At 72.1% G+C, this 25,886-nt stretch carries 24 protein-coding genes, 5 tRNA genes and 1 pseudogene; 20 read left to right on the forward strand and 10 right to left on the reverse strand.

From position 1 onward, the window contains the following. Positions 1 to 6 precede the first annotated feature (6 nt). A complete protein-coding gene (locus tag LWJ43_RS27670; protein WP_277334907.1) occupies positions 7 to 510 on the forward strand; it encodes a GNAT family N-acetyltransferase in 504 nt (167 codons plus the stop codon). Between the two features lie 91 nt (positions 511 to 601). Here the strand turns inward: LWJ43_RS27670 and LWJ43_RS27675 are convergent, their stop codons facing one another. Beyond that, positions 602 to 1,054, reverse strand: coding sequence for a hypothetical protein (locus LWJ43_RS27675; RefSeq protein WP_277334908.1), 453 nt, complete (start codon positions 1,052 to 1,054; stop codon positions 602 to 604). A 2-nt stretch (positions 1,055 to 1,056) separates the two neighbouring features. Further along, on the reverse strand, positions 1,057 to 1,416 hold the full coding sequence (locus tag LWJ43_RS27680; RefSeq protein ID WP_277334909.1) for a hypothetical protein: 360 nt from the start codon (positions 1,414 to 1,416) through the stop codon (positions 1,057 to 1,059). A 578-nt stretch (positions 1,417 to 1,994) separates the two neighbouring features. Here LWJ43_RS27680 and LWJ43_RS27685 point away from each other — a divergent pair. From LWJ43_RS27685 to LWJ43_RS27720, 8 genes and pseudogenes are all read left to right on the forward strand, one after another. Continuing rightward, the gene (locus tag LWJ43_RS27685) at positions 1,995 to 3,062 is read left to right on the forward strand and encodes a methionine ABC transporter ATP-binding protein (RefSeq protein ID WP_277334910.1); all 1,068 of its coding nucleotides are present in this window, start codon (positions 1,995 to 1,997) and stop codon (positions 3,060 to 3,062) included. Beyond that, a complete protein-coding gene (locus LWJ43_RS27690; RefSeq protein WP_205021883.1) occupies positions 3,059 to 3,730 on the forward strand; it encodes a methionine ABC transporter permease in 672 nt (223 codons plus the stop codon). Before LWJ43_RS27685 ends, LWJ43_RS27690 begins: the two co-directional genes overlap by 4 nt. A 72-nt stretch (positions 3,731 to 3,802) precedes the next feature. Then, positions 3,803 to 4,669 (forward strand): MetQ/NlpA family ABC transporter substrate-binding protein, encoded by an 867-nt coding sequence (locus LWJ43_RS27695; RefSeq protein ID WP_277334911.1) that lies wholly within the window; start codon positions 3,803 to 3,805, stop codon positions 4,667 to 4,669. Between the two features lie 142 nt (positions 4,670 to 4,811). Then, entirely contained in the window at positions 4,812 to 5,450 is a 639-nt protein-coding gene (locus tag LWJ43_RS27700) for a GNAT family N-acetyltransferase (protein ID WP_277334912.1), read from the forward strand. 119 nt (positions 5,451 to 5,569) lie between these two features. Beyond that, positions 5,570 to 6,793 carry a precorrin-6y C5,15-methyltransferase (decarboxylating) subunit CbiE gene (gene cbiE, locus LWJ43_RS27705; RefSeq protein ID WP_277336012.1) on the forward strand — a complete coding sequence of 408 codons (1,224 nt, stop codon included), beginning with the start codon at positions 5,570 to 5,572 and terminating at the stop codon, positions 6,791 to 6,793. A gap of 331 nt (positions 6,794 to 7,124) precedes the next feature. Next, positions 7,125 to 10,644, forward strand: a pseudogene (gene cobT / locus LWJ43_RS27710) (nicotinate-nucleotide--dimethylbenzimidazole phosphoribosyltransferase). Positions 10,645 to 11,003: 359 nt separating this feature from the next. Next, a complete protein-coding gene (cobA, locus tag LWJ43_RS27715) occupies positions 11,004 to 12,257 on the forward strand; it encodes a uroporphyrinogen-III C-methyltransferase (RefSeq protein WP_277334913.1) in 1,254 nt (417 codons plus the stop codon). An 82-nt stretch (positions 12,258 to 12,339) separates the two neighbouring features. Then, positions 12,340 to 13,164: a TrmH family RNA methyltransferase gene (locus LWJ43_RS27720; protein ID WP_277334914.1), complete on the forward strand. Its 825-nt coding sequence runs from the start codon at positions 12,340 to 12,342 to the stop codon at positions 13,162 to 13,164. A 186-nt stretch (positions 13,165 to 13,350) separates the two neighbouring features. Here LWJ43_RS27720 and LWJ43_RS27725 read toward each other — a convergent pair whose 3' ends face one another. Further along, entirely contained in the window at positions 13,351 to 14,673 is a 1,323-nt protein-coding gene (locus tag LWJ43_RS27725; RefSeq protein WP_277334915.1) for a serine/threonine-protein kinase, read from the reverse strand. 600 nt (positions 14,674 to 15,273) lie between these two features. On the opposite strand from LWJ43_RS27725, the gene LWJ43_RS27730 reads away from it, so the two are divergent. The 5 genes from LWJ43_RS27730 (at position 15,274) to LWJ43_RS33135 (ending at position 18,580) form a co-directional block, all read left to right on the forward strand. Continuing rightward, on the forward strand, positions 15,274 to 15,480 hold the full coding sequence (locus LWJ43_RS27730; RefSeq protein ID WP_277334916.1) for a hypothetical protein: 207 nt from the start codon (positions 15,274 to 15,276) through the stop codon (positions 15,478 to 15,480). Between the two features lie 211 nt (positions 15,481 to 15,691). After that, the gene (locus LWJ43_RS27735) at positions 15,692 to 16,654 is read left to right on the forward strand and encodes a phosphotransferase family protein (RefSeq protein WP_277334917.1); all 963 of its coding nucleotides are present in this window, start codon (positions 15,692 to 15,694) and stop codon (positions 16,652 to 16,654) included. A 61-nt stretch (positions 16,655 to 16,715) separates the two neighbouring features. Next, complete coding sequence (locus LWJ43_RS27740) at positions 16,716 to 17,003, forward strand: TFIIB-type zinc ribbon-containing protein (RefSeq protein ID WP_277334918.1); 288 nt, start codon at positions 16,716 to 16,718, stop codon at positions 17,001 to 17,003. A 130-nt stretch (positions 17,004 to 17,133) separates the two neighbouring features. After that, positions 17,134 to 18,483 (forward strand): L-lactate MFS transporter, encoded by a 1,350-nt coding sequence (locus tag LWJ43_RS27745; protein ID WP_277334919.1) that lies wholly within the window; start codon positions 17,134 to 17,136, stop codon positions 18,481 to 18,483. Positions 18,484 to 18,490: 7 nt separating this feature from the next. Beyond that, complete coding sequence (locus LWJ43_RS33135) at positions 18,491 to 18,580, forward strand: MFS transporter small subunit (RefSeq protein ID WP_413251899.1); 90 nt, start codon at positions 18,491 to 18,493, stop codon at positions 18,578 to 18,580. Between the two features lie 54 nt (positions 18,581 to 18,634). On the opposite strand, the gene LWJ43_RS27750 is transcribed toward LWJ43_RS33135, so the two are convergent. The 5 genes from LWJ43_RS27750 to LWJ43_RS27770 form a co-directional block, all read right to left on the reverse strand. Next, positions 18,635 to 18,709, reverse strand: a tRNA-Val gene (locus tag LWJ43_RS27750). 23 nt (positions 18,710 to 18,732) lie between these two features. Beyond that, positions 18,733 to 18,804, reverse strand: a tRNA-Val gene (locus LWJ43_RS27755). 19 nt (positions 18,805 to 18,823) lie between these two features. Further along, positions 18,824 to 18,895, reverse strand: a tRNA-Val gene (locus LWJ43_RS27760). Position 18,896: 1 nt separating this feature from the next. Then, positions 18,897 to 18,970 (reverse strand) — tRNA-Cys (locus tag LWJ43_RS27765). Positions 18,971 to 19,007: 37 nt separating this feature from the next. Beyond that, positions 19,008 to 19,080 (reverse strand) — tRNA-Gly (locus tag LWJ43_RS27770). A 144-nt stretch (positions 19,081 to 19,224) separates the two neighbouring features. Here LWJ43_RS27770 and LWJ43_RS27775 point away from each other — a divergent pair. From LWJ43_RS27775 to LWJ43_RS27785, 3 genes are all read left to right on the forward strand, one after another. Next, positions 19,225 to 20,301, forward strand: a complete 1,077-nt coding sequence (locus LWJ43_RS27775; protein WP_277334920.1) for a chorismate-binding protein — start codon at positions 19,225 to 19,227, stop codon at positions 20,299 to 20,301. After that, complete coding sequence (locus tag LWJ43_RS27780) at positions 20,298 to 21,119, forward strand: aminotransferase class IV (RefSeq protein ID WP_277334921.1); 822 nt, start codon at positions 20,298 to 20,300, stop codon at positions 21,117 to 21,119. Before LWJ43_RS27775 ends, LWJ43_RS27780 begins: the two co-directional genes overlap by 4 nt. 84 nt (positions 21,120 to 21,203) lie before the next feature. Continuing rightward, positions 21,204 to 22,040: a GNAT family N-acetyltransferase gene (locus LWJ43_RS27785; RefSeq protein WP_277334922.1), complete on the forward strand. Its 837-nt coding sequence runs from the start codon at positions 21,204 to 21,206 to the stop codon at positions 22,038 to 22,040. Positions 22,041 to 22,060: 20 nt separating this feature from the next. Here the strand turns inward: LWJ43_RS27785 and LWJ43_RS27790 are convergent, their stop codons facing one another. Next, a complete protein-coding gene (locus LWJ43_RS27790; protein ID WP_277334923.1) occupies positions 22,061 to 22,576 on the reverse strand; it encodes a DsbA family protein in 516 nt (171 codons plus the stop codon). Between the two features lie 154 nt (positions 22,577 to 22,730). Between LWJ43_RS27790 and LWJ43_RS27795 the strand changes: the two genes are divergently transcribed. The 3 genes from LWJ43_RS27795 (at position 22,731) to LWJ43_RS27805 (ending at position 24,878) form a co-directional block, all read left to right on the forward strand. Next, a complete protein-coding gene (locus LWJ43_RS27795; protein ID WP_277334924.1) occupies positions 22,731 to 23,195 on the forward strand; it encodes a hypothetical protein in 465 nt (154 codons plus the stop codon). 324 nt (positions 23,196 to 23,519) lie between these two features. After that, complete coding sequence (locus LWJ43_RS27800; protein WP_277334925.1) at positions 23,520 to 24,539, forward strand: LacI family DNA-binding transcriptional regulator; 1,020 nt, start codon at positions 23,520 to 23,522, stop codon at positions 24,537 to 24,539. A 183-nt stretch (positions 24,540 to 24,722) separates the two neighbouring features. After that, the gene (locus tag LWJ43_RS27805) at positions 24,723 to 24,878 is read left to right on the forward strand and encodes a hypothetical protein (RefSeq protein ID WP_164493806.1); all 156 of its coding nucleotides are present in this window, start codon (positions 24,723 to 24,725) and stop codon (positions 24,876 to 24,878) included. A 101-nt stretch (positions 24,879 to 24,979) separates the two neighbouring features. Here LWJ43_RS27805 and LWJ43_RS27810 read toward each other — a convergent pair whose 3' ends face one another. Next, entirely contained in the window at positions 24,980 to 25,537 is a 558-nt protein-coding gene (locus tag LWJ43_RS27810; protein ID WP_277334926.1) for a CGNR zinc finger domain-containing protein, read from the reverse strand. Positions 25,538 to 25,886: the final 349 nt, after the last annotated feature.

Raw genomic sequence — 25,886 nt, forward strand, 5'->3', positions numbered from 1 at the left:
GCACACATGGGCATGAGCGTGACCATCTCGGCGGCGACAGCACAGGACGTCGAGCAGATTTTCCGACTCCAGTACCTCTGCTTCCAGAGCGAGGCGGAGCTCTACGGCAACTACCGGATCGACCCGCTCGTCCAGTCCCTCGACTCGGTTCGGGACGAAGTCGGCACGGACCTGGTGTTCGTGGCCCGGCTCGGCGACGAAGTCGTCGGCTCCGTACGCGGCTTCACCGACGCGGACGGCACCGGCCGGATCGGCAAGCTCTGCGTCCACCCCCGGCTCCGCAACCACGGCCTGGGCACCCGTCTGCTGCGTGCCGCCGAGTCCGGTCTCACGGACGGGCGTTCGGCCACCCGCTTCCGCCTGCACACGGGGGAGCGCAGCGAGGGCAGTCTCCGGCTCTACCGCAAGGCGGGTTACGCCCGGGTGGGCAACGCCACCGGAGGTGACGGCGTCCGGCTGGTCCTGCTGGAGAAGGACGCCGACGCGCCGGCGTACGTGACCAGCGCCTGAACCACCCCGGCGACGCCCGGAGCCAGGCGTCACGTGCGCCGGTCGGTCACGTGCGCCGGTCGGTCACCACGTGCGCCGGCCGTCACGAGCGTCAGGCGTTACGCGCGCGGCGCAGCCAGATCATCCCGGTGACCGGCAGGATCACCGGGATGAACAGGTAGCCCATGCCGAATTCCGACCAGACCGTGCTGTCGGGGAATGCGGACGGCTCCAACCGCGTCCAGGTGCCGATGACCAGCACGCCCGCGAGCTCGGCGGCGCAGCACATCAGCGCCGCCTTCCGCGCCTTCTCCCCGCCCCGCACCAGCGAGTACGTGATGAAGCCGTACACGACGGCGGCGACGGCCGAGAGGACGTACGCGAGCGGCGCCCTGCCGAAGTCCATGATCATCTCGACGATCGAGCGGGACGCGGCGGCCACGGTGAACACCCCGTAGAACCAGACCAGTACCCGGCCGGGCCCCGTGCCGAGCTCGAACCGCTGCTTTTGTTCCGGGGTGTCGTGCTGCGGGGCGGGCGCCCCGGCGCGGTCGGTGTCGCTCATGGTCACTTTCCCCAGATGTCGTAGAGCCGCACTTCGAGGACGGCGAGGACGACCGCACCGGCAGCCACCGTCACCGAACCCCAGCGGGTCCGTTCCGACAGCGACAGGAACCCTGCCGCGGGCACGGCCGCGAAGGCGCCGATCAGATAGGCGATGAAGATCGTCATGCCCTGATCGGGCCGCTCGCCCCGGGCCAGCTGCACGATACCCACGAGCAGCTGTGCCAGCGCCAGCACGGAGACGACGGCCATGCCGATGAAGTGCCAGTCCTTGGTGGGCTGGTCCCGGTAGGCGGCGATTCCGCACCAGGCGGCGAGGGCGAGCGCGGTCACGGCGACCGCGACCGTCAGGGCGTCAAGCATGGAGTGAGGATATTACGGACGGGCGGAGCGGCCGCGTGCGGGCCCGGGACGCCACGGCGGGCGGGGGCGGGTGTCTCAGGAATCGTGGCCTTTGCCACAGCGTGTGCACAGCATGATCGTGAGGCAGTCGGCGCGAGCAGCGGCCGTTGGCACGTCTCCGCAGGTCAAAGCGGTGCGAAGGGTGATCGCGGTGCCGGGCGTACGCGAGCCCACGCTGTCCGCTATGCGGACGCCTCGGGTCGTCGGAACGTTACGTCTGTTTTACTTGGGCCATGACCACGACGAGCTACCGCAGCCCTGCGACCGAGGCGATCCTGACGCCCGGTGCTCGTTGTATGTGTCGAATGCGCGCCTTCTGAGGGCCCCCGCCTGAGCCTCGCGCCCCGAAGCGAGACCGAGCCCGTGCCATCCGCACCCAGCGGACCGAGCCGGCCCGGGCATGCCCCGCGCCCTGCGTACCCGCCGGAGCCGGGCCGTGCCGGGACTCCCACCGGTCGACCTCTGAGAACAGTCTCACCAGACGAATGCCCCGTGCCCGGCGGACACCGCGCCGCGCACTCGACAGTGACGGAAACCCTGTGATCACCACTTCGGGCCTCACGAAGGTCTACCAGTCACGCGGCCGGGAGGTCACCGCCCTGGACGGCGTGGACCTGCACGTCCGCGAGGGCGAGGTCTACGGCGTCATCGGACAGAGCGGCGCCGGCAAGTCCTCCCTCATCCGCTGCGTCAACCTCCTCGAACGCCCCACCTCGGGAACCGTGACGGTCGACGGCCAGGACCTCACGGCCCTCGCCGGACGCGGCCGCCGCGCCGGGAAGGAACTCCGCCGGGCGCGCAGCCGCATCGGCATGGTCTTCCAGCACTTCAACCTGCTGGACTCGCGCACCGTCCGCGACAACGTCGAGCTCCCCCTGGAGATCCTCGGCATCTCCGGGCAGGCACGCACCCGCAAGGCGCTCGAACTCCTCGACCTCGTCGGCCTCGCCGACAAGGCGAAGTCCTACCCCGGCCAGCTGTCCGGAGGTCAGAAGCAGCGCGTCGGCATCGCCCGCGCCCTCGCGGGTGATCCGAAGGTGCTCCTCTCCGACGAGGCGACCTCCGCGCTGGACCCCGAGACCACCCGCTCCATCCTGCAGCTGCTGCGCGACCTCAACCAGGAGCTCGGCCTCACCGTCCTGCTCATCACGCACGAGATGGACGTCGTCAAGACCGTCTGCGACTCCGCCGCGCTGATGAAGAAGGGCCGTGTCGTCGAATCGGGCACCGTCGGCGCCCTGCTGGCCACCCCCGGCTCCGAGCTGGCCCACGAGCTGTTCCCGGTCGGCGGCACCGCCTCCGGCCCCGGGGCCACCGTCGTCGACGTCACCTTCCACGGCGAGACCGCCGCCCGGCCGGTGATCTCGCAGCTCTCCCGCACGTACAACATCGACATCTCGATCCTCGGTGCCGCGATGGACACCGTCGGCGGCAAGCAGATCGGCCGCATGCGCATCGAGCTCCCCGGCGGCTTCGAGGAGAACGTCGTGCCGATCGGCTTCCTGCGCGAGCAGGGTCTCCAGGCCGAGATCGTGGACGGCGCCCCCGCCGCCACCGAGATCCCCTCCCAGACCCCCGCCGCGATCACCAAGGAGGTGGCGAAGTGACCTGGTCCGAAATGCAGCCACTGCTCTCGCAGGGAACCATCGACACCCTCTACATGGTGCTCTGGTCCACGCTCGTCACCGTCGTCGGCGGGCTTCCGCTCGGCATCCTGCTCGTCCTCACCGACAAGGGCGGACTGCTGCAGAACACCGTGGTGAACAAGGTCATCGGCGTGATCGTGAACATCGGCCGCTCCCTGCCCTTCATCATCCTGCTGATCGCGCTGATCCCCTTCACCACCTGGGTCGTCGGCACCTTCATCGGCCCGTCCGCGATGATCGTGCCGCTCGCCATCGGCGCCATCCCGTTCTTCGCGCGGCTCGTGGAGACCGCGGTGCGCGAGGTCGACCACGGGCTCGTCGAGGCAGTCCAGTCGATGGGCGGCTCCATCCCCACGATCGTCCGCAAGGTCCTGCTGCCGCAGGCGCTGCCCTCGCTCGTCTCCGGTGTCACCACCACCGTCATCGTGCTCATCGGCTACTCCGCCATGGCCGGCGCGGTCGGCGGTGAAGGGCTCGGCTCCAAGGCCGTCACCTACGGATTCCAGCGCTTCGACAACCAGTTCATGCTCATCACCGTCGTGCTGCTCATCGTCATCGTGACCGTGGTCCAGCTGATCGGTGACGGGGCCGTGCGCCTGCTGGCCCGCCGGGGCCGCACCACCTCCTGACCTTCCCTCCCCATGAAGCCCGAACTCCTTGTCCGGGCGCACCACCTTCACCACCGGAAAGAGGCACTCTTCGTGCGTAAGAACATCAAGATCACCGCTGCCGCCGCAGCCACCGCCGCCCTCGCCTTCGGGCTCAGCGCCTGCGGTACGGACTCCGACCCGGCCTCCAAGGGCGAGACCGGCGCCAAGGCGGACACCTCCAAGGCGCTCGTCGTCGCCGCGTCCCCGACGCCGCACGCCGACATCCTGAACTTCGTCAAGAAGAACCTGGCGGACAAGGCCGGCCTCAAGCTCGAGGTCAAGGAGTTCACGGACTACGTCCTGCCGAACACCGCCACCGAGAACGGCCAGGTCGACGCCAACTTCTTCCAGCACAAGCCCTACCTGGACGACTTCAACAAGAAGAACAAGACCCACATCGTCCCGGTGGTCGACGTCCACCTCGAGCCCCTCGGTCTCTACTCCAAGAAGATCAAGGACGTCAAGGACATCAAGGCCGGCCAGACGATCGCCGTCCCGAACGACACCACCAACGAGGGCCGTGCGCTCCAGCTGCTCGCCGAGAACGGGCTGATCACCGTCAAGGACGGCGTCGGCACCAACGCCAAGCTCAGCGACATCACGGACAAGAAGGGCCTGGAGTTCAAGGAGATCGAGGCCGCGACCGTGCCCCGCGCCCTGGACGACGTGGACGCCGCCGTCATCAACGGCAACTACGCCATCGAGGCCGACCTGAAGCCCGGCCAGGACTCCCTGGTGCTGGAGAAGGCCGACGGCAACCCGTACGCCAACTTCCTCGCCGTCAAGGACGGCAACGAGGACGACCCCCGGGTCCAGAAGCTGGCGAAGCTCCTGAACTCCGACGAGGTCAAGAAGTTCATCGAGGACACCTACAAGGGCTCGATCATCCCGGCCTTCGGTGAGCCCGCCAAGTCCTGACCCCCGGGCACCACTTGCCGCACGAGCCCCGCTCACCCGCATCCGGGTGTGCGGGGCTCCGCCGTGCGGACCCGGTCATGCGCGTCCACCGTCCGATGCTGCATGCTGGTGGCTTTACACGGTCTTCGGCATGGAGCTGCGCATGACTACCACCTTCCCGTCCATCTCCATCAGCACGGACAGGTTGGTGCTGCGCCCCTTCGACATGGCGGACGTCCCCGCCTACATCGAGATGATGAACGACGAGCTGGTCACCGCCTGGACCGACGCACCGCACCCCTACACCCAGGTCGACGCCGAACGGTGGGTCCGCAGGATCGCGCCCGCCGAGCGCTCCCAGGGCAACGGCATCGTCTTCGCCGTCACCGAGTTCCTCACCCAGCGCCTCGTCGGTTCGGTACGGCTGCTCAACACCGACCGGCGTACCCTGGCCACCGAGGTCCGCTACATCACCGCTCCCTGGGCGCGGGGCGAGGGATACGCGACCGAGTCCGTGCTGGCCCTCGCCGAGTGGCTCTTCCGTGACCAGGGCTTCGAGCGGATCGAGCTGCGCACCCCCGCCGGAAACACCGCCTCCCAGCAGGTCGCCCAGAAACTGGGCTGCATCAGCGAGGGCGTCCTGCGCAACGCCCGGATAGCCAGGACCGCCACCGAGGACGGCGGATGGACCGACATCAGGACCGACCTCATCGTGTGGGGGCTCCTGCCCGAGGACCTGGAGGGCGTCGCCGAGCAGCTGGCCGAAGCGGGCGGCTACGGCGCCTACAACGACTGGAACTGAACCCGCTCCCGCGCATCGGGAGCCACCGGCAGGCCGTTGGTACGGACCGGATACGCTCACCCTTGCTCCGCCCATCCCGCGCGGAGCCCCGCCTGCTCACCCCCTGGAGACTGACGACGATGGCCGACCGGGTCACGGTGATCGGCTGGGACGGCTCCCCACTGCCCGGAGCCGCGACAGCGGCGCTCTCGGCCGCCACGCTCGTCGCCGGTGCCGGCCACCACCTCGAGCTCCCCGAAGTACCCGAGCGCGCGGAACGCATCCGCCTCGGCAGCGTCGACCTGGCCGCCCGCAGGATCGCCGGCCACCGTGGCAGCGCCGTGGTCCTGGCCGACGGCGACCCCGGCTTCTTCGGCGTCGTACGCACTCTGCGCAAGCCGGAACACGGACTCGAGGTCGAGGTCGTTCCCGCCGTGTCGTCCGTCGCCACCGCCTTCGCCCGCGCCGGAATGCCCTGGGACGACGCGCAGATCGTCGTCGCGCACCCCCGCACCCTGCGCCGCGCGGTCAACGTCATCCGCGCCCACCACAAGGTGGCCGTACTGACGTCCCCCGGCGCGGGCCCCGTCGAACTCGCCCTGCTGCTCGACGGTGTCCACCGCACCTTCGTGATCTGCGAGGAGCTCGGCACCGTACGTGAGCGGGTCACCGTCCTCACCTCGGACAAGACGGCGGACCACACCTGGCGCGACCCCAACGTCGTCATCGTGGTCGGCGGCGGTCCCGAGACCTCCGCCACCGGCGTCTGGATCGCCGGCCGCCGCCCCGCGAACCCCGAGGACGTCCGGGGCTGGGCCCTGCCGGCCCCGGCCTACGGTGGCACGGGGGAGGGCGGCGAGGGGGAGTCGCCCGGACTGCGCGCGGCCCAGTTGGCCCGCCTCGGGCCCCGCACCGGCGACCTCGTCTGGGACATCGGATGCGGCGGCGGCGCCCTCGCCGTGGAGGCGGCCCGCTTCGGCGCGGCCGTGCTCGCCGTGGACAACGACCCCGACGCCTGCGCGCGCACGACGGCCGCCGCCCGTGCCTTCCAGGTGAGCGTCCAGGTCGTCAGGGGCACGGCGCCGCACGTCCTCGAACGCCTGCCCGAGCCCGATGTCGTTCGGATCGGCGGGGGCGGGGTCCGCGTGGTCACGGCGGTCGCGGACCGGCGGCCGGAACGCATCGTCACCCATGCCTCGAACCGGGACGAGGCAGAGGCGCTGGGTGCTGCCCTCGCGGAGAACGGGTACACCGTCGAGTGCGCCCTGCTCCAGTCCGTCGAGCTGGACACCTCCGCCTGGGCGGAGCGCGAACGCTCCGTCGTCTTCCTGCTCTCCGCCGTGCGTTCCGACCTCGCCCCCTGAAGCGTCCGCGGGGGAGTGCGAGGTAGGCTGACCGATTGTTGTACCGCGCCCGGCTGTTCGACGGTTCGTTCGTCAATGTCCGGAATAGTGGACCGTTTTGGTCCACATGTGGTACAGCGAAACCGGGGGACGCGCAACGTGGCGCAGTCCACAGCGAGCCGAGGCAGAACTGTCTGTCGCGGTGGCGAACGGCCGCGAGAATGTATACCTCCGCGCGCGTTTCGTGCCGCGCGGGGAGCCCGCTCGTTCTTGTTGACGAGCACCGGCGTGCCGTGGTTCGGGCATCCCGGGCGAAGGGCGAAGGAGCACTGACGATGGGCGAGGGGTACGCATGACTGACACCGGCCAGATCCCGGGCGAGGGACTGCCGGAGAACGCAGGCATGGTGGAGCAGCCGGGCGTCCCCGCCCCGGACGCCTACACCTACCTCGAACCCTCCGAGCACACGTCCGAGGACGACGACCTCCTGTTGATGCCCGCCTCCCAGGGGGCGTGGAGCGACGCCCCGGCCGTACCGGCCGGCCCGCACGAGCAGTTCACCGCGCAGGGCCACCCCGTGAACGGCACGCTCGGATCCGGCGTCACCGATGTCAACGGTGTGCGCATCCCCGCCCACACGCCCGTACAGGTCCCGGTCGCCGCCGCGCACGCCCGGCGCCCGCTGCACCGCGGTCCCGCGTCCACCGTGGGGCCCTCCTACGGGGGGCCGCAGACCGGTGGAGTGGTCCGCTCGCTCGCGGACCGGGGGCCGGCAGGCCCGCAGAGCCCGATGCCCGCGCGGCACGCCGGACCGCCGACGACCGCTCCTGAGCACGTCGACGTCCCGGCCGACGACGCGTCCGCGCTTCCCGGTCCGCAGCTGGGCGAGATCCCGCCGCAGGGCGTACCCGCCTGGGGCCCGCCCGAGCCGGTGGCGACCCCGGAGCCGGCCGCCGTTCCCGAAGCGGTGGCAACCCCTGAGGCGGTGGCAGCCCCCGAACCGGCCGCCCAGCCCGAGGCGGTGGCAACCTCCGAGCCGGTCGAGACGCCGGAGGCGGCCGATGCCGCCGAGGCCGTGGTGGAGCCCGCAGCGGTGGTGGAGGCCGAGGCGCCCGTCGCGCCCGAGGAGCACGCGGCGCCTGCCGAGCAGGTCGCGCCCGCAGGACTTGTGGCACCTGACGAACCTGTGGCACCTGCCGAACCGGCCGTGCCCGTCGCCTCCGCAGAAACGGTCGCCCCGGAGCCGGAGCCGGTGGCGGTCGTGGTTCCGGAGACTCCGGTCGAGCCCGCGCCGGAGGCCGTGGCCGAAACCCCGGTGGCCGACGTGCCGGTGGCCGAAGCCCCGGCGACCGACGTACCGGTCGGTGTTCCCGCAGACGCCCCGGCCGAAGAGGCCGCCGAGCCGGCCGTCCCGGCCGAGCCCACGGCAGAGTTCGAGCCCGTCGAGGACTCCGTGGCCGAGCCCGTCGCGCCCGCTCCCGTGGCCGAGCCCGAGCAGGCAGCCGAGCTCCCGCAGCAGCCCGCACCCGCCGAGCCCGAGCAAGTACCGGCCGCACCCGAGGCCCCGCAAGCACCCGAGGCCCCGGAGCCGGTCACCCTGCAGCAGCCCGGGATCCAGCCCGATGCAGCGCCCGAGCCCGAGGCGGCAGCGCCTGCGCCCGAGCCCGCTCCCGACCCCGTAGCGGAGCCCGCACCGGCCGTCGAGCCCGTCGCGGAGGTCGCACCCGCTCCCGACCCCGTAGCGGAGCCCGCACCGGCCGTCGAGCCCGTCGTGGAGACCGCACCGGCTCCCGACCTCGTCGCCGCACCGCCGGCCGGTCCCCAGACCCTCGGCGATCCGGAGTCCGACGGCGGCCCCGAGATCATCGAGACTCCGGAGACCGAGACCTTCGAGGCGGAGGCGCCGGAGCCGGTGATCCCGGAAGCCCTTGCTCCGGAGGCCCAGGCCCCCGCGGCCGAGGCACAGCCCACCGAGGCCCCGGCCGCGCAGGCCCCGGCCACGGAGGTCTCTCCGACCGAGGTCCAGGAACCCGCCGGGGAGGCTCCCGAGGAGGCGCCGCTCGCGGCGGCCACGCAAGACCACCGGCCCGACGAGGCGGCGGCCGAGACCGCGCCCGAAGCGGAAGCGGCCCCCCCCGTCCCTCCCCGCCCCCGGCTACGACGACGCCGAGCGCGAAGCCGTCCTGCGGGTGATGCGCGAACGCCGCGACATCCGCAACGGCTTCCGCAGCGACCCCATCCCCCACGAGGTCCTCCTCCGCGTCCTGGAAGCGGCCCACACCGCGCCGAGCGTCGGACACTCGCAGCCCTGGGACTTCGTCGTCATCCGCTCCGCGGAGACGCGCCGCTCCATGCACGAACTGGCCCAGCGCCAGCGGGAGGCGTACGCCAAGTCGCTGCCCAAGGCCCGGGCCAAGCAGTTCAAGGAACTGAAGATCGAGGCCATCCTCGACACGCCGGTGAACATCGTCGTCACCGCCGATCCCACCCGCGGAGGCCGTCACACCCTCGGCCGGCACACCCAGCCGCAGATGGCTCCGTACTCCTCGGCGCTCGCCGTGGAGAACCTGTGGCTCGCCGCCCGCGCCGAGGGCCTCGGCGTCGGCTGGGTCAGCTTCTTCGACGAGCGGGAGATGGTCCGTGCGCTCGGCCTGCCCGAGCACCTCGAAGTCGTCGCCTACCTCTGCGTCGGATACGTCGACGAATTCCCCGAGGAACCCGAGCTGATGCAGGCGGGCTGGTCCAAGCGCCGCCCGCTGTCCTGGGTCGTCCACGAGGAGACGTACGGCCGGCGCGCGCTGCCCGGCGAGGAGCCGCACAACCTCCTCCAGGAGACCATCGCAGGCATCCGTCCCCTTGACGCCAAGGCGCTCGGCGAGGCGTGGGAACGCCAGAAGCGGATGACGAAGCCCGCCGGAGCGCTCGGCATGCTGGAGATCATCTCCGCCCAGCTGTCCGGGCTCTCTCGGCTCTGCCCGCCGCCCGTCCCGGAGCCCGCCGCCGTCGCGATCTTCGCCGGTGACCACGGGGTCCACGCCCAGGGCGTCACGGCGTGGCCGCAGGAGGTCACCGCCCAGATGGTCGCCAACTTCCTCGGTGGCGGCGCCGTCTGCAACGCCTTCGCCGCCCAGGTCGGCGCCGAGGTCTGCGTCGTCGATGTCGGTGTGGCCGCCGAACTCCCCGCGACGCCCGGCCTGCTGCCCAGGAAGGTCCGCCCCGGAACGGCCGACTTCACCACCGGTCCCGCGCTCACCCGCGAGGAGGTACTCGCGGCGATCGAGGTGGGCATCGAGACCGCCCGCGACCTGGTGGCGGCCGGCAACAAGGGCCTGCTCACCGGTGAGATGGGCATCGCCAACACCACCGCGTCCGCCGCGCTGATCTGTGTCTACACCGGCATGGACCCTGCGGAGGTCACCGGCCGCGGCACCGGGATCAACGACGAGATGCACGCCCGCAAGGTCGATGTCGTCCGCCGCGCCCTGGAGTTGCACCAGCCCGACCCGAACGACCCGATCGGAGTGCTGGCCGCGGTCGGCGGTCTGGAGCACGCCGCCATGGCGGGCTTCCTGCTGGGCGGTGCCTCTCTCCGCACGCCGGTCATCCTGGACGGCGTGAGCGCCGGTGCGGCCGCGCTGGTCGCCCGGGCGATCGCCCCCGAGGCGCTCGCCGCGTGCATCGCGGGCCACCGCAGCGCGGAACCAGGCCATGTCGCGGCCCTGAACAAGCTGGGCCTGCGCCCGCTGGTCGACCTGGACCTCCGCCTCGGCGAGGGCACAGGCGCGCTCCTCGCGCTCCCCATCGTGCAGAGCGCGGCCCGCGCGATGCACGACGTGGCCACCTTCGACTCCGCGGGTGTCACGGAGAAGTAGCCGACACCGTGCCCGGACGCGCCCGACCGGCCCGTCCGGGCACCGTTCCGGCCCGGCGGTGACGAACCCGTGCAGCGGGGTCGTCACCGCGGACCTTCCCGGGCCGGCCACGGCGAGGACACGGCGCCGGCCGGCGACCGCAGTCCGTCTCCAGGTCGCTCTGCCCCGGACGCCGGGGAGAGCCCGCTCCCGGCGGCGCCGAGCCCGGCCACGAGCCTGCCGCACCGCCCCGGCCACCGCGCCCACCACCCCGTATCGTGTTCCCACGCGTCACCGCCTCACCCAGCCCGCGTCACCGCCGCTCCACCGCCGCAGCGGCCCGCAGCACACCGCACCCTGCACGAGGAGCCCGCACGACCATGGCCGAGTACGACGATCACCCTGCCTACCCCGTCGGACTGCGCCTGAACGGGCGCCGCGTCGTCGTCGTCGGCGGCGGTCAGGTCGCGCAGCGCCGGCTGCCCGCCCTCATCGCGGCCGGGGCCGACATCACCCTGATCTCCCCGTCGGCGACCGCGTCCGTCGAGGCGATGGCCGACACCGGTGAGATCCGGTGGGAGCGCCGCAGGTATCAGGACGGCGACCTCACGGACACCTGGTACGCCCTTGTCGCGTCGTCCGACGCGGCGGCCAACGACGCCGCGTCCGCCGAGGCGGAGCGCACCCGCACCTGGTGCGTCCGCAGCGACGACGCGGAGGCGGCGACCGCCTGGACCCCGGCCACCGGCCGCAGCGAGGGCATCACGGTCGCCGTCCTCTCCACCACCTCGCAGGGCCGTGACCCCCGGCACTCCGCCGCGGTCCGCGACGCGATCGTGGAAGGCCTGCGCGACGGCACCCTCGCCGCCCCGCACCACCGCACCCGGGCGCCCGGCGTCGCTCTCGTGGGCGGCGGCCCCGGCGACCCCGACCTGATCACGGTCCGGGGCCGGCGTCTGCTCGCCGAGGCCGACGTCGTCATCGCCGACCGGCTGGGCCCCCGCGACCTGCTCGACGAACTCCCGCCGCACGTCGAGGTGATCGACGCGGCGAAGATCCCGTACGGGCGGTTCATGGCGCAGGAGGCCATCAACCAGGCGCTGATCGACCACGCCAAGGCGGGCAAGGCGGTGGTCCGTCTCAAGGGCGGCGACCCGTTCGTCTTCGGCCGTGGCATGGAGGAGGCGCAGGCCCTGGCCGCAGAGGGCATCGCCTGCACCGTCGTCCCCGGGATCTCCAGCTCAATCTCCGTTCCCGGAGCAGCCGGGATCCCGGTCACCCACCGGGGCGTCGCCCATGAGTTCACCGTGGTCAGCGGGCACGTGGCGCCCGAGGACCCGCGCTCACTGGTCGACTGGCAAGCCCTCGCGCAGCTGCGCGGCACCCTGGTCCTCCTGATGGCCGTCGACAAGATCGGCGCCATCTCCCGTGCCCTCATCGCCCACGGGAAGTCTCCCGCGACACCGGTGGCACTGGTCCAGGAGGGCACCACCTCGGCCCAGCGCAGGGTCGACGCGACCCTCGCCGACGTAGGCGAGAAGGTCGTCGCGGAGGAGGTCAGGCCGCCGGCCGTCATCGTCATCGGTGACGTCGTCGCCGTCGGCCCCGACCCGGCCGGGCCGCTCGAGGACTGATCCGCCGTCGTACACCGTCCCCGCCGTCGTACACCGACCTCGCCCTCGTACACCGTCCCCACCGACAAGGCAGTAGCACCCCGTGGCTGAACTCATCACCGTCGACGACCCGGACGACCCCCGCCTGGGCGACTACACCGGCCTGACCGACGTCGAGCTCCGGCGACGGCGGGAACCCGCCGAGGGTCTCTTCATCGCCGAGGGCGAGAAGGTGATCCGGCGTGCCGCCAACGCCGGGTACGAGATGCGGTCCATGCTGCTCTCCGCCAAGTGGACCGACGTCATGCGCGATGTGATCGAGGCGGCCACCGCACCGGTCTACGCGGTCACTCCGGCCCTCGCCGAGCGTGTCACCGGCTATCACGTGCACCGCGGGGCCCTGGCCTCCATGCAGCGCAAGCCTCTCCCCGGCGTCGGCGCGCTGCTGTCCCCGGTGCCGGGGAACGTACGGCGGGTCGCGGTGTTCGAGGACATCGTCGACCACGCCAATCTCGGAGCGGCCTTCCGCAACGCGGCCGCACTCGGTGTCGACGCGGTCCTCCTCACCCCGCGCTGCGCCGACCCGCTCTACCGGCGGGCGGTGAAGGTCTCCATGGGGTCCGTCTTCCATGTGCCGTGGACGCGCCTGGCGTCCTGGCCGGATGACCTCACCCTGCTGAGGGAGGCCGGCTTCACCACTGCCGCGCTGTGCCTCAGCGACAGGTCGATCACCCTGGACGAACTCGTCGCACAGCGGAACGAGAAGCTGGCGCTCGTCTTCGGCACCGAGGGCGACGGCCTCACCCCCCAGGCGCTCGCCGCGACCGACGCCCATGTGCGGATCCCGATGGACGCCGGGGTCGACTCGCTCAACGTCGCCGCCGCCTCAGCCGTCGCCTTCTACGCGACCCGGGCCGACCCCGCCTGAGGTACGCGCTCCACCGTCGGAGCCCACGCCGGCGCGTGAAGCCGTGTCCGGCCCACGTGCGCTCGGCGGCCCCTCCCGGGTAGTGCCTCGGCCTGTTCGCGTTCCAGTGCGAGGGGCCTGCCCCGGCCCTGGCCGCACCTGGTGCGACGCGGTACCCCGCAGGGCCCGGGAGGGCGACGGGAAGCCTCAGGGGCTGTCCGCCTCCACCGGGTCGACAGCCACTCCGTGGTACGTGTGCGAGGGGGTGCCGCCCAGCCCGCGTGCGGGGCCCTGGCAGCCCTGCGCGGCCGCGATCCCCAGCGCGACCAGCAGCGTCACCACGACGAAGACGACGAGCCTCTGACGCAGCAGCCGCGGATTGGCCGGCCGCCGCTTGCCGGTCTTTCCCGCCGACGTCGTCCGGACGCCCGGCCGGGAGGCCTGCCTGCCGTTCGTCCCCTTCGGTCCCTGGGGGTGCTGACCGGAGCGCGACCCGCCGCGCGGGGCCCGCGACTGCGAGCCACCGGTACGAGGGGCGGCCGGGCGGGACGACTGCGTCGAGCGCCGCCCCGGAGCCCGCGACGTCTGCGCGTGCCCTCCGGCCGTACGCCGGGTCGACTGTTCGGTGTACGGGCCTTCCAGCCGGCCGGTCGGCCGGTCCAGCTCCTGCTCGCTCCGCTGCGCGGGCGGCCGCCGCTCATGCAGCCCCTGTGCCTCGCGCGCGGCGATCTCCTTCAGCCGCATGGAGAGCTGCAGCGTGCTCGGCCGTTCGTCCGGGTCCTTCGCCAGACACGCCCGTACGAGTGGCGCGAGCGCGTCGTGCACGTCGAACAGATGGGGTTCCTCATGGACCACGCGGTAGAGCATCACCTCGGAACTGCCGTGTCCGAAGGGTGAATCGGCCGTCGCCGCATAGGCCAGGGTGGCACCCAGCGAGAAGACGTCCGTGGCGGGCGTCACCGCCGCGCCGCGTACCTGCTCGGGCGCCAGGAAACCGGGTGAGCCGACTGCCGTCCCGACATGGGTGAGGGTGCTGGCCCCCGTCGCCCAGGCGATACCGAAGTCGATGATCCGGGGGCCCTTGGGGGAGAGGAGGATGTTCGACGGCTTCAGATCGCGGTGGACGACCCCGGCCTCGTGCACCGCCACCAGACCCTCCGACAGCGCGGCCCCGATCGAGGCCACCTCGGCGGCCGGGAGAGGTCCCTCCTCGGCCACCTTGTCGTGGAGGGAGGGGCCGGGCACGTACTGCGTGGCGAACCACGGCCGGTCGGCCTCCAGATCGGCGGCCACCAGGCGGGCCGTGCAGCCGCCGCGAATCCGCCGGGCGGCCGACACCTCGCGCGCGAAGCGTGAGCGGAACTCCTGATCCTCCGCCAGGTCCGGCCGGATCACCTTGAGCGCCACCCGCTGGCCCCTGCGGTCGGAGCCCAGGTAGACGACGCCCATGCCGCCCGCGCCGAGCCGCCGGTGCAGCCTGAACGATCCGACGACACGCGGGTCCTCGCGCCGGAGCCGCATCATCGCCATCGTCTGCCCATCCCCGCTGCCGGTCCGCCTGACGAGGCACAGCTTACGTACCCGTGGCGCGGCGCGCTCAGAGGCCGCGCCCTCGCCGGCCCACCGATTGTCAGTGCCCGGCGGGAGGATTGAGGAGTGGTCAGGGAACCGGCGATCCAGGTTCCGTGGCCCGTGCGAGATCTCAAAGGACCGTCGCAGAAGGGGGATTGGATCAATGAAGGGTGATCGTGTGGAAATAGTCGTGGACGCGGGTGACACGACCAGGACGCACGAAGTGGTGGCCTCCAGGGCAGGCCGCCGGGTGGAGACAGCGGGCCGCCGGGGTGTGGTGGAAGTGAGTGAAGTCACCTCCCCTCGAACACCGCCTCCCGGTGACCAGGGAGATCTACGCCCACCCCTAGGTGCTGAGTGCCGTAACCACCACGGCTTCTCCACCCAGGGGAGTACACCGGAGGGGCCCGGCTCATCCTCCGGGAGGCCTGCCATTCGGTACGCGGGCATGACGCCGGGTGGCAGGCCTCTCCCTAGTCTTGGAATCAAGCGGCGGGCGTGGAACTCGTCCCCCGAGGCCAGACGCCCGCCGCTCCGGAACAGGTCAGGAGAGGAACCATGGCGGACACGGCCGCGCGGACCATCATCCGCGCGCAAGGACGCAGGGCGTACGCCTCGTTCGGCGCACGCCCGTCCGGCACGCGCCACCCACTGGTGGCGACAGCCATGGTTCTTCCTCTGGCGGCCCTGCTGGTCGTCGTGTTCGGCGGCTGGGACGCAGTGGTCACACAGGCGTCGTCCGTGGGCGTGATGCTGGGGCGCTGAGCGGCGCCCCGGGTCCGGAAGAGCGGTCCGGACCGGGACATCCGGCCAACAGCCCCGTGGGGACGGGGGTGCGGCGGACGGCAGCGTTTGTCCGGCCAGCTGGGGAGCTGGCCGGACATCGCGCTGTCCGGACCCTTTCCGGAACGGCCGCGTACGATCACTGCCGTGGCCTGCCGCCCGGCCGGCCGATCACCCCGCGGGAGCGGAGCCGATGACCACCACCCCTGTCGTACGCGCACTGGGCGGTCTCGCGCACGACAGCGCGCACCCCGGAACGGCGGCGTGCTCCTGCCCCCCGCCCCAGGTGCTCGCCGACCGGCCCGACGGCACCGTGGTCCGCAGCGGCCCGGTCGTCGCCAAGGCCCACGCCGCCGACTCCGACACCCCCGCCCTCCTGGCCCGGCTGTCCCTGGCCGCCTCGCCCGCGCTCGCCGGAATCCTGCTCCCGCCGCTCCCCGCCCCGGACGGCCCGCCCGGCAGCGCCGGGGGCCGCACCGTGAGCCTCTGGCCGTACGGCCGTCCCGTCGACCCGTCGGAGCCGGACGCCGCACCCTGGGAGGAAGCAGCCGTCCTCCTGGCCCGCCTGCACCGCACCACGCCGCCCCGTCCGCTCCCGCCGATGCGTGGACCGGTCAAGGCCGCCCGGGCCGTGGCGCGGATGTGCCGGGCCGGAGCCGACGGCACGGCCGCGGCGCCGGTACTGGCCGCCTGGCGGGGGCTGCCCGGCTGGGCCCGCGCCGAGGATCCGATGCCCGCACACCGGGACGGCTACCTCTGCCACGGCGATCTGCACCTCGGCCAGCTCGTCCGGCACCCCGCCCCCCGGGGCCCCTGGCTGCTGATCGACGTCGACGACGCGGGCCTCGGCGATCCCGCCTGGGACCTGGCACGGCCCGCCGCCTGGTACGCGGCCGGGCTGCTGTCGCCCGGTGTCTGGCTCCGCTTCCTCGGGGCCTACCGGGCCGCCGACGGCCCGGCCGTGCGCGCCGAAGGGGATCCGTGGCCCGAGCTCGACGTGGCGGCGCGGGCGCTCACGGTGCAGACGGCCGCGCTCGCCCTGGCCAAGTCCGTCGCGGAGGAGCGGAGTCCGGATGAGGTGGAACAGTTGATGATCGATGCATGTGTCCGAATTGCCTCCCTCCCGCCCGAGTTGGTGTCCGAACCCGCGTCGTAGGGTGAAGCGACCGCCGCCGGGCATGCATCCGGCGACGTCTCACGACTGAGGAGCCGATTCGATGATCCAGTGCCCCAAGTGCCATGCCCAGATGCACACCTACAACCGCAACGGCGTCCAGATCGAGCAGTGCAGCGGCTGCCGCGGGATATTCCTCGACTACGGCGAGCTGGAGTCCCTGACCCGCCTGGAGTCGCAGTGGGCGCAGCAGGCCCCGCCCGCGCCGCCCGCCCCGCAGGCGTACCCCGCCGCGCAGGCCCCCGCCTGGGGGGCGCCGCCGCACCAGGGCGGTCACTACGGCGGCCACCACCGCCAGAAGAGCTTCGGCCGGATGCTGTTCAGCTCCTGATCCCGCCTCCTGAACGGGTGTTGCCGCAGGGCGGGTCCGGGCGCGTCGCCCGGGCCCGCATTGCATACGGTCGACGGAGTTCCCTTCATGATCTAGTCATCGCCGTGGCTGGTGCCTAGAGTGCGGCTGCATGAACTTCCTCGACAGGTCCCGAACTGTCGCGCCCCCGGGGTGGAGCCGCTGGCTCGTGCCGCCCGCCGCGCTCGCCGTGCACCTTTCCATCGGACAGGCCTACGCCTGGAGCGTGTTCAAGCCTCCGCTCGAATCCGCTCTCGACCTCTCGGGTACCGCCAGTGCTCTGCCGTTCCAGCTGGGCATCGTCATGCTCGGCCTCTCCGCCGCGTTCGGCGGAACCCTCGTCGAACGCAACGGCCCCCGCTGGGCCATGTTCGTCTCGCTGGTCTGTTTCTCCTCCGGCTTCCTCGTCGCCTCGCTCGGCGCCGCGACCGGCAAGTACTGGCTCGTCGTCCTCGGCTACGGCTTCATCGGCGGCATAGGCCTCGGCATCGGCTACATCTCGCCCGTCTCCACCCTCATCAAGTGGTTCCCCGACCGTCCCGGCATGGCGACCGGTATCGCCATCATGGGATTCGGCGGCGGCGCCCTCATCGCCTCGCCCTGGTCCACCGGGATGCTGGAGCGCTTCGGGACCGACCGCTCCGGTATCGCCACGGCCTTCCTCGTCCACGGGATCGTCTACGCGGCGTTCATGGCGCTCGGCGTCCTCCTCGTGCGGGTGCCGCCGGACGGCTGGCTCCCCGACGGCTGGCAGCCGAAGCAGGAGACCCGCAGGCTCGTCACGAACGCCCAGGTCTCCGCCCGCAACGCCCTGCGCACACCGCAGTTCTGGTGCCTGTGGGTGGTGCTCTGCATGAACGTCACGGCGGGCATCGGCATCCTGGAGAAGGCCGTGCCGATGATCCAGGACTTCTTCGCGGACACCTCCACCCCGGTCTCGGTCTCCGCGGCGGCGGGCTTCGTCGCCCTGCTGTCCCTGGCCAACATGGGCGGCCGCCTCCTGTGGTCCTCCACCTCGGACCTGATCGGCCGCAAGAACATGTACCGGATCTACCTCGGTGTCGGCGCGCTCATGTACGTGGTCATCGCCCAGCTCGGCAACGACTCCAAGCCGCTCTTCATCTGCTGCGCGCTCGTGATCCTCTCCTTCTACGGCGGAGGCTTCGCGACCGCTCCCGCCTACCTGCGGGACCTCTTCGGCACGTACCAGGTGGGAGCCATCCACGGCCGGCTGCTGACCGCGTGGTCCACGGCCGGGGTGCTCGGCCCGCTCATCGTCAACCGGGTCGCGGACGCGGGGGAGCGTGCGGGACACAGCGGCCCCAGCCTCTACACGACCTCCCTCACGATCATGATCGGGCTGCTGGTCGTCGGCTTCGTGGCCAACGAATGCATTCGCCCGGTCCACGCGCGCTTCCACGAGGCACCGGAAAGGAGCCCCCGTGTCCACCAGCAGTCATAAGCCACTCATGGTGTTCGTCTGGCTCTGGGTCGCCGTGCCGTTCGCCTACGGACTGTACGAGCTCGCCCGTAAGGCCACCCAGCTCTTCACCGGCTGATCCGCACCCCGCACGACGAAACCCCCGGTCGTCTCGACGACCGGGGGTTTCGGATGGTGCGCGATACTGGGATTGAACCAGTGACCTCTTCCGTGTCAGGGAAGCGCTCTCCCGCTGAGCTAATCGCGCAGGGTGACCCTGCGTGTACTGCGTGCGCGATACTGGGATTGAACCAGTGACCTCTTCCGTGTCAGGGAAGCGCTCTCCCGCTGAGCTAATCGCGCGGGGGTCCTCGCGGACCGGTGGACGATACTGGGATTGAACCAGTGACCCCTTCCGTGTCAGGGAAGTGCTCTCCCGCTGAGCTAATCGTCCTTGGAGGTGGAGACGGGATTTGAACCCGTGTAGACGGCTTTGCAGGCCGTTGCCTCGCCTCTCGGCCACTCCACCAGGGATGAGGGTTCGGGAAGATCCCCCACCTTCTGCGAGCGGACGACCAGGTTCGAACTGGCGACCTCAACCTTGGCAAGGTTGCGCTCTACCAACTGAGCTACGTCCGCTTGTCTTTCCCGGTCCGCTTGCGCGTCCCGGCGACGTGTTGAACTCTAGCGGATTCCCGGGCCAGTACAAAAACGCGTTTGCGCAGCGTGCTGCGCCACCGCCACCCGCCGCAGGTCATCGCGTGCCGTCCTAGACTCGGTCACGTGCGCGACCTCACCCCCCTCGCCCGCTTCGGAGGCCTCGTCGCCTCCGGTCTGCGGGACGTCACCGGCGATCCGGCGGCTCTCGAATCAACCGGCTTCTGGGCTGTGTGTGCCGACTTCGAGGGCGGCCTCGTCTGTGCCCGCTTCGACGACGTGCGGCGCGAGGAGGTACCGCTCCCGGTGCCCGGCGCCTGGCGGGGGCCCGCCCCCGGGGACTGGACGTCCTCCCTCGACAAGGCCGCCTACACGGCGGGCGTCCGACGGATCCGTGAACACATAGCGGCCGGCGAGGTGTACCAGGCCAACCTCTGCCGGGTCCTGTCCGCCCCGCTGCCCGGCCCGAGGGCCGACGTGGACGCCCTCACCGCGCTGCTGGCCCGCGGCAACCCGGCCCCCTACGCGGGCACGATCCGGCTCCCGGCCCACGGTGTGGAGATCGCGACCGCCTCTCCCGAGCTCTTCCTCGCGCGCGACGGCAGGACCGTCGAGTCCGGACCGATCAAGGGAACCGGACGCACCGAGGACGATCTGCTGGAGAAGGACCACGCGGAGAACGTGATGATCGTGGATCTGGTCCGCAACGACGTGGGACGGGTCTGCGTGCCCGGCAGCGTGAGCGTTCCCGATCTCTGCGCGGTGGAGAAGCACCCCGGACTCGTCCACCTCGTGTCCACCGTGCGCGGGCGGCTGGCCGACGGCGCGGGATGGCCCGAACTGCTCAACGCCGCGTTCCCGCCCGGCTCCGTCACCGGCGCGCCCAAGTCCAGCGCGCTGGGGATCATCGAGGCGCTGGAGACGTCCCCGCGCGGCCCCTACTGCGGAGCGGTCGGCTGGGTGGACGCCGACCGGGGCACCGCGGAGCTGGCCGTCGGCATACGTACTTTCTGGATCGACCGCACCGGGCCCGCCCCCCTCCTCCGCTTCGGCACCGGAGCCGGCATCACCTGGGGTTCGGATCCGGAGCGCGAATGGGCGGAGACCGAGCTCAAGGCCGCGAGGCTGCTCGACGTGGCGTCGGGCGCCCACCAGGGGACGGCGTCGGGCGTACACCAGGAAACAGGAAGGACCGCGTCATGAGGATCTGGGTCAACGGAGCGCTGCGGGACGCCGACGACGCCCGCCTGTCCGTGCTCGACCACGGGCTGACCGTGGGGGACGGCATCTTCGAGACGGTCCGGGTGGCCGGGGGGCGGCCCTTCGCCCTCACCCGTCACCTGGAGCGGCTGACCCGCTCGGCCAGGGGGCTGGGCCTGACCGACCCCGATCACGACGCCGTGCGCCAGGCGGTGGCGGCCGTCGTCGAGGCCAACCCCGTGGAGCTCGGACGCCTGCGGATCACTTACACCGGAGGTCTCTCGCCACTCGGCTCCGACCGTGGTGACGAGGGCCCCAGCCTGGTCGTCGCCATGAGCGGGACGACCCGCCGGCCCGACAGCACCGCCGTCGTCACCGTCCCCTGGACACGGAACGAGCGGGGCGCGGTGACGGGCCTCAAGACCACCTCGTACGCGGAGAACGTCGTCGCCCTCGCGCGCGCCCACGAGCAGGGCGCCTCCGAGGCGCTCTTCCCCAACACGGTCGGACAGCTCTGCGAGGGCACCGGCTCCAACGTCTTCGTCGTCCTCGACGGCCGTGTCCACACCCCTCCGCTCGCCTCGGGATGCCTCGCCGGGATCACCCGCGCGCTGGCGGTGGAGTGGACGGGAGCCCAGGAGACCGACCTTCCGCTGGACGTGCTCGAGCGCGCCGACGAGATCTTCCTGACCTCCACGCTCCGCGACATCCAGGCCGTCCACCGGGTCGACGGGAGAGAACTGCCCGGCGCTCCCGGACCCGTGACGGCGAAGGCCATGCGGATCTTCGACGAGCGTGCGGCGGACGATCTCGACCCGTGAGACGCGGGCCTTGCGGGCCCGCACCGGATCGCCGGAATCGGTAAAGAGGGTGACGGCCGGCGGTACAGCGGATAGAACACCCTGATGACCACGACCATCCGGCCGGCCGAGCCGGTCCAGCAGGGCGCCGACGGCGCGCGGGCACGCACCTACGACGTGTGCGACAACGGGCGGCCCGTGGGGGCCGTCGGCATCTCCACCGACCCCGCGTTCGGCCCCTCGGCGGGGGTACTCCGGTCGCTCGGCATCGAGGAGGCGCACCGCAGGCGCGGGCGCGGGACCATCGCCGCCCTCGCCGCCGAGGAGGTGCTCCGCGGCTGGGGGTGCACCCAGGTCCGGCTGGTGGCCCCCGCGGACAACCGCGCTGCCCAGGCCCTGGCGGCCGTGCTCGGCTACACCGAACGCAGCCGGAACATGCTGAAGACCCTCCGGCGGACCGCCCCGGCGCTGCCAGCGGGAGTCACCGGACGTCCGATGACGGAGCGGGAATTCGCCGAGTGGGCCACCGTCAGCGTCGGGACGTACGCGCGGAGCTGGATGGAGCGCGGCGTGCCGGAGGAGCAGGCCCGGCGCAAGTCCGAGACCGACCACGCCACGAACCTGCCGGACGGGCTGGCCACCCCCGGGATGTACTTCCACGTGCTCGTCCACGACGGAGCCGTCGTCGGCCACGTCTGGGTGGCGCGACGCCATGAACCGGAGGGCGACGACCTCGGCTACGTCTTCGACGTCGAGGTGCGGGAGGAGCACCGGGGGCGCGGATACGGGCGGGCGCTGATGCACCTCGCCGAGGACATCACCCTCGACGCCGGCCTCGGACTGCTCGGCCTGCACGTCTTCGCCTCCAACACCCCGGCGCTCCGCCTCTACGAGTCGCTCGGTTACGAGGTGACGCAGTACAACCTGGCGAAGGCGTTGTAGCGGACCCGGCCGCGCACCGGTCAGCCCTGGCCGGCGAGCAGGCGGTCGGCGATCTCCTCGATGCGCCGGCGCAGCCCGTCCTGGCTCCTGCCGCCGTCCAGCCGCTCGTCCCCGATCACATACGTCGGGGTGCCGGTGACGCCGATCGCCTTTCCCTCGGCCTGGTCCGCGTCCACGATCAGCAGGTGCCTGCCGTCGATGAGTGCGGTGTCGAACTCCTCCGCGTCCAGGCCGAGTTCGGCCGCCACCTCGATCAGCAGGGGCTCACCCGAGCGGGCCAGGTCGGCGGTGCGGGCCAGCACGGCCTCGATGTACGGCCATCCCTTGCCCTGGACGACGGCCTCCTCGGCGGCCTGCGCCGCCGCGTACGCGTGCTTGTGCTTCTCCAGCGGGAAGTGCCGCAGCCGGATCTCCAGCCGGTCGCCGTAGCGGGCGCGCAGGGCGTGGAGGTCGGAGAGGGCCCGGTGGCAGTCGGGACACTCGAGCTCGCACCAGACGTCGAGGACGACCGGTGCTGCGGAGGGGGATTCGCTCATGCGGCCAGTCTTCCAGGCCGGACCCGCGCCTCCCAAACGGGACCTGGGGAGGAGCACGGCCCTGAGAAGTCCCTGATGTGGTCCCGCGCCGTGGCTCCCGCGGTGGTGGCCGGTGCAGGATGGAAGGGACAAGTCCCGATCGCTGGAGGTTCCGATGCTTGCCGAGACCATCTGTTCCGCGGTGTCGGCGGCCGGTCTCGGCATCGCCGCGATCACCGCCTACCGGAAACGGTTCCTGGCGGCGACCCGGATCTTCGCCTACTCGCTGGTGCCCGTCGCTCTGGTGATGACCGGTGTCGTCGAGTGGGTGTCCGGCATCGCCTTCAAACCGGGTGTCTGGATCGGCTTCGGCCTGCTGGCCGTGGCCTGGCTGCTCTTCATGACCACACGTGCCGTGGAGCGGCGCAGCGGTTCGAGCCGTAAGGAGCGCAGGGCCGCGAAGGCCGCCGGGCGGGACGCCGAGGTCGCGCCGGCCGCTCCGTCGCCCTCGCTGACCACCGGCGCCGGCGCGTCGGCCCCGCAGGCGCAGGGTCGGCCGAGGAGGAAGCCGGAGCAGGGTGCCGCACCGGGTGACGACTTCAGCGACATCGAGGCGATCCTGAAGAAGCACGGGATCTGACGGGACGGACCGTTCGGGCCGTGCCCGCTCACGGCCACCGGCGAGGCGTGCCGGGGCGATGTGCAGGGTGTGAATCGATTCATGCCGCAGCCCGGTGCCGAACGGTACGCCTGAGTCCGTCGTCTCGGTATATTCGTTCGGCGGCGCGTCGATCTTGACGCTCTCCCGCAGGTCCGGTTAGCGTCGCGAGCGGATTGAAACAATTCAATGCAGCGGCGTGCCGTCCGGGCGGCGACATGTCCGGACCACGTCGTGCGACCGTGGGCGGACCGATGACCCGGCGCCGGCCGCGCGGCGGCGACAAGTAGCAGTGGGGCAGGGCAAGTGGGGCGTGTGGCAGGGATCAAGGACGTGGCCCGGCAGGCCGGAGTCTCGGTGGGCACGGTCTCCAATGTGATCAACCGTCCCGAGGCGGTGCTACCCGACACCCGGGCCCGCGTGCTGGCGGCGATCGAGGACCTCGGATACGTACGCAGTGAGTCCGCCCGGCAGCTCAGGGCGGGGCGCAGCCGCATCATGGCGCTGCTCGTGCTGGACATGGGCAACCCGTTCTTCGTCGACGTCGCCCGGGGCGCCGAGCGTGCGGCCCGGGACGCCGGCCTCGGCGTGATGGTCTGCAACAGCGGCCAGAGCCAGGAGGAGGAGGCCGAATACCTCGGGCTCTTCGCCGAGCAGCGGGTCTGCGGGGTGCTGGTCACCCCGGCCGACGCCACCGGCGGCAACCTCGAGGCCTTCGCCCGCCACCGGATCCCGTACGTGCTGGTCGACCGGGTGGCCGCGTCCACCGACACCTGCGCCGTCTCCGTGGACGACGTACGGGGCGGCATGCTCGCCGTCGGGCACCTCGTGTCGGCCGGCCACCGCTCGGTCGCCTATGTGAGCGGGCCCGGCGACCTCCACCAGATCAGGGACCGCCGCGAGGGCGCCCTCGCCGCCCTCGCCGAGGCGGGGCTCGGCCTCGAGGCGCTCGTCGAGATCCCGTCCGACCGGCTGGACGTGGCGGCGGGCCGCGACGCCGGGGCCAGGCTGCTCGGCCTCGTCCCCCGGCCGACCGCGGTGTTCTGCGCCAACGACCTGCTGGCGCTCGGCGTCCTGCAGTCCCTGTACGCCGCGGGCGTGCGCGTGCCGCAGGACGTCGCCATCGTCGGCTACGACGACATCGAGTTCGCCGCTGCCGCGGCCGTGCCGCTCACCTCGGTCCGGCAGCCCGCCGTGGTCATGGGCAGGATGGCGGCGGAGCTCCTCCTGGAGGAGGCGGACGACGAGGACGGCAGCCACCGGCACCGGAGCGTGGTGCTCCAGCCGGAGCTGGTCGTACGCGCCTCCAGCGCCGCCCCGCGCTGACGCAGTCGGGGCGGACCGGGAGGTGCGTCCTGCCTGACGCGCCCGAGGGGGCGTACGGGACGAACGCGTGCGGGGACTTCGGACGGGGGAGCGAATCCGTACGACCCGGAGCGGGTGAACTACCCCTGCGAGGGGTTCTGTTGATCGCGGGCAGGGGCGACTCTGCGTCATGATCGCTACGAGATGGTGGACACATCCCGGGGCGACGCCCCCGCACCCCCTGCCGAGGAGCCGCGTGGCTGCCTCTTCGCGCTTTCCCAGCCGCCGCTGATGATCTTCCTGACGGTGGTCGGCGGCCTGCTGCTGATGGCCGCCCTGCACGATCTCTTCCTCCTGTGAGCGGCCGGCCCCCCGCGAGCGGCCGACGGGCGCGGACACCCGCCGTCCCGCGGGTCCGGCCCCCACCCGACGGTGGCCGGGGGTGCGGGGCGCGAGGCCGGTCAGCCTGCCGCTTCCCGGCGCCTGGCCCGGTACGCGGCGACGTGGAGCCGGTTGCCGCAGGTGCGGCTGGAACAGTAGCGACGGGACCGGTTGCGCGACAGGTCGACGAAGGCGTCCCGGCAGTCCGGGGCCTCGCAGCGCCGCAGCCGGTCCTGCTCCCCGGCGACGACGATGAAGGCCAGGGCCATTCCGCAGTCGGCGGCGAGGTGGTCCGCGATCGAGGCGTCAGGCGCGAAGTAGTGGATGTGCCAGTCGTAGCCGTCGTGGTCCGTGAGCTGCGGCGTGGTGCCGGCCGCGGCCACCAGGGCGTTGACCAGGTCGGCCGCGGTGCGGGCGTCGGGCGCCGCGAATATCTCCGCGAACCGGCTCCGGACGTCCAGTACGGCGCGCAGGTCCTTGTCGCCCAGAGCGCCGACGCCGCTGATGTGGTGGCGCTCCGCGAAGGCGTAGAGAGCGGTGAGCTCCGCGAGCCCGTCGCCCGTGTCCTCCTGGGGTGCGGTGTTCACCAGATCGACCACCACGTCGAGGGCGATCCGGGTGTCGTGAGGGATCAGCACGTTTCGCTCCCTGGCCTCCGGCGGACGGGCGTCCGCCGATGCCGGGTGACTCTACTGGCTCGACGGAGGCGCCCATGGCCCGGTGCGGGCTCGGCGGGGGAGGGGAGCCCCTTTCCTCGGCGGACCGAGCTGCCGGAGCCTGAGGGGCCTCCTGGTGGCCCTGGAGGCCCCTCAGGCGGGAGGCGAGGGGTGCAGGGGGCGGATGGTGCGGGTGTGGCAATGTCTCGCTGCGCCGGACTCCCGTAGCCCGCGCCGTACGCACCCCGGCGCCGCACCGCCGTGCGTACCCCGCCGCCCGCACTCCGGCGCCCCCCGCCGTACGCGCACCGGCGCCGCCGCCGCGGTGGGT

The organism is Streptomyces sp. JH34 (assembly GCF_029428875.1).
In the GTDB taxonomy this organism is placed as follows: Bacteria; Actinomycetota; Actinomycetes; order Streptomycetales; family Streptomycetaceae; genus Streptomyces.

Bases quoted from the DNA above. Each gene is read 5' to 3' on its own strand.
- LWJ43_RS27730 (WP_277334916.1), top strand. From the start codon at position 15,274: ATGGCGGACACGGCCGCGCGGACCATCATCCGCGCGCAAGGACGCAGG.
- cbiE (WP_277336012.1), top strand. From the start codon at position 5,570: ATGGCCGACCGGGTCACGGTGATCGGCTGGGACGGCTCCCCACTGCCC.
- LWJ43_RS27680 (WP_277334909.1), bottom strand. From the start codon at position 1,416: ATGCTTGACGCCCTGACGGTCGCGGTCGCCGTGACCGCGCTCGCCCTC.
- LWJ43_RS33135 (WP_413251899.1), top strand. From the start codon at position 18,491: ATGGTGTTCGTCTGGCTCTGGGTCGCCGTGCCGTTCGCCTACGGACTG.
- LWJ43_RS27805 (WP_164493806.1), top strand. From the start codon at position 24,723: ATGGTGGACACATCCCGGGGCGACGCCCCCGCACCCCCTGCCGAGGAG.
- LWJ43_RS27675 (WP_277334908.1), bottom strand. From the start codon at position 1,054: ATGAGCGACACCGACCGCGCCGGGGCGCCCGCCCCGCAGCACGACACC.
- LWJ43_RS27735 (WP_277334917.1), top strand. From the start codon at position 15,692: ATGACCACCACCCCTGTCGTACGCGCACTGGGCGGTCTCGCGCACGAC.
- LWJ43_RS27725 (WP_277334915.1), bottom strand. From the start codon at position 14,673: ATGGCGATGATGCGGCTCCGGCGCGAGGACCCGCGTGTCGTCGGATCG.
- LWJ43_RS27670 (WP_277334907.1), top strand. From the start codon at position 7: ATGGGCATGAGCGTGACCATCTCGGCGGCGACAGCACAGGACGTCGAG.
- LWJ43_RS27790 (WP_277334923.1), bottom strand. From the start codon at position 22,576: ATGAGCGAATCCCCCTCCGCAGCACCGGTCGTCCTCGACGTCTGGTGC.
- LWJ43_RS27745 (WP_277334919.1), top strand. From the start codon at position 17,134: ATGAACTTCCTCGACAGGTCCCGAACTGTCGCGCCCCCGGGGTGGAGC.
- LWJ43_RS27785 (WP_277334922.1), top strand. From the start codon at position 21,204: ATGACCACGACCATCCGGCCGGCCGAGCCGGTCCAGCAGGGCGCCGAC.
- LWJ43_RS27795 (WP_277334924.1), top strand. From the start codon at position 22,731: ATGCTTGCCGAGACCATCTGTTCCGCGGTGTCGGCGGCCGGTCTCGGC.
- LWJ43_RS27740 (WP_277334918.1), top strand. From the start codon at position 16,716: ATGATCCAGTGCCCCAAGTGCCATGCCCAGATGCACACCTACAACCGC.
- cobA (WP_277334913.1), top strand. From the start codon at position 11,004: ATGGCCGAGTACGACGATCACCCTGCCTACCCCGTCGGACTGCGCCTG.
- LWJ43_RS27700 (WP_277334912.1), top strand. From the start codon at position 4,812: ATGACTACCACCTTCCCGTCCATCTCCATCAGCACGGACAGGTTGGTG.
- LWJ43_RS27780 (WP_277334921.1), top strand. From the start codon at position 20,298: ATGAGGATCTGGGTCAACGGAGCGCTGCGGGACGCCGACGACGCCCGC.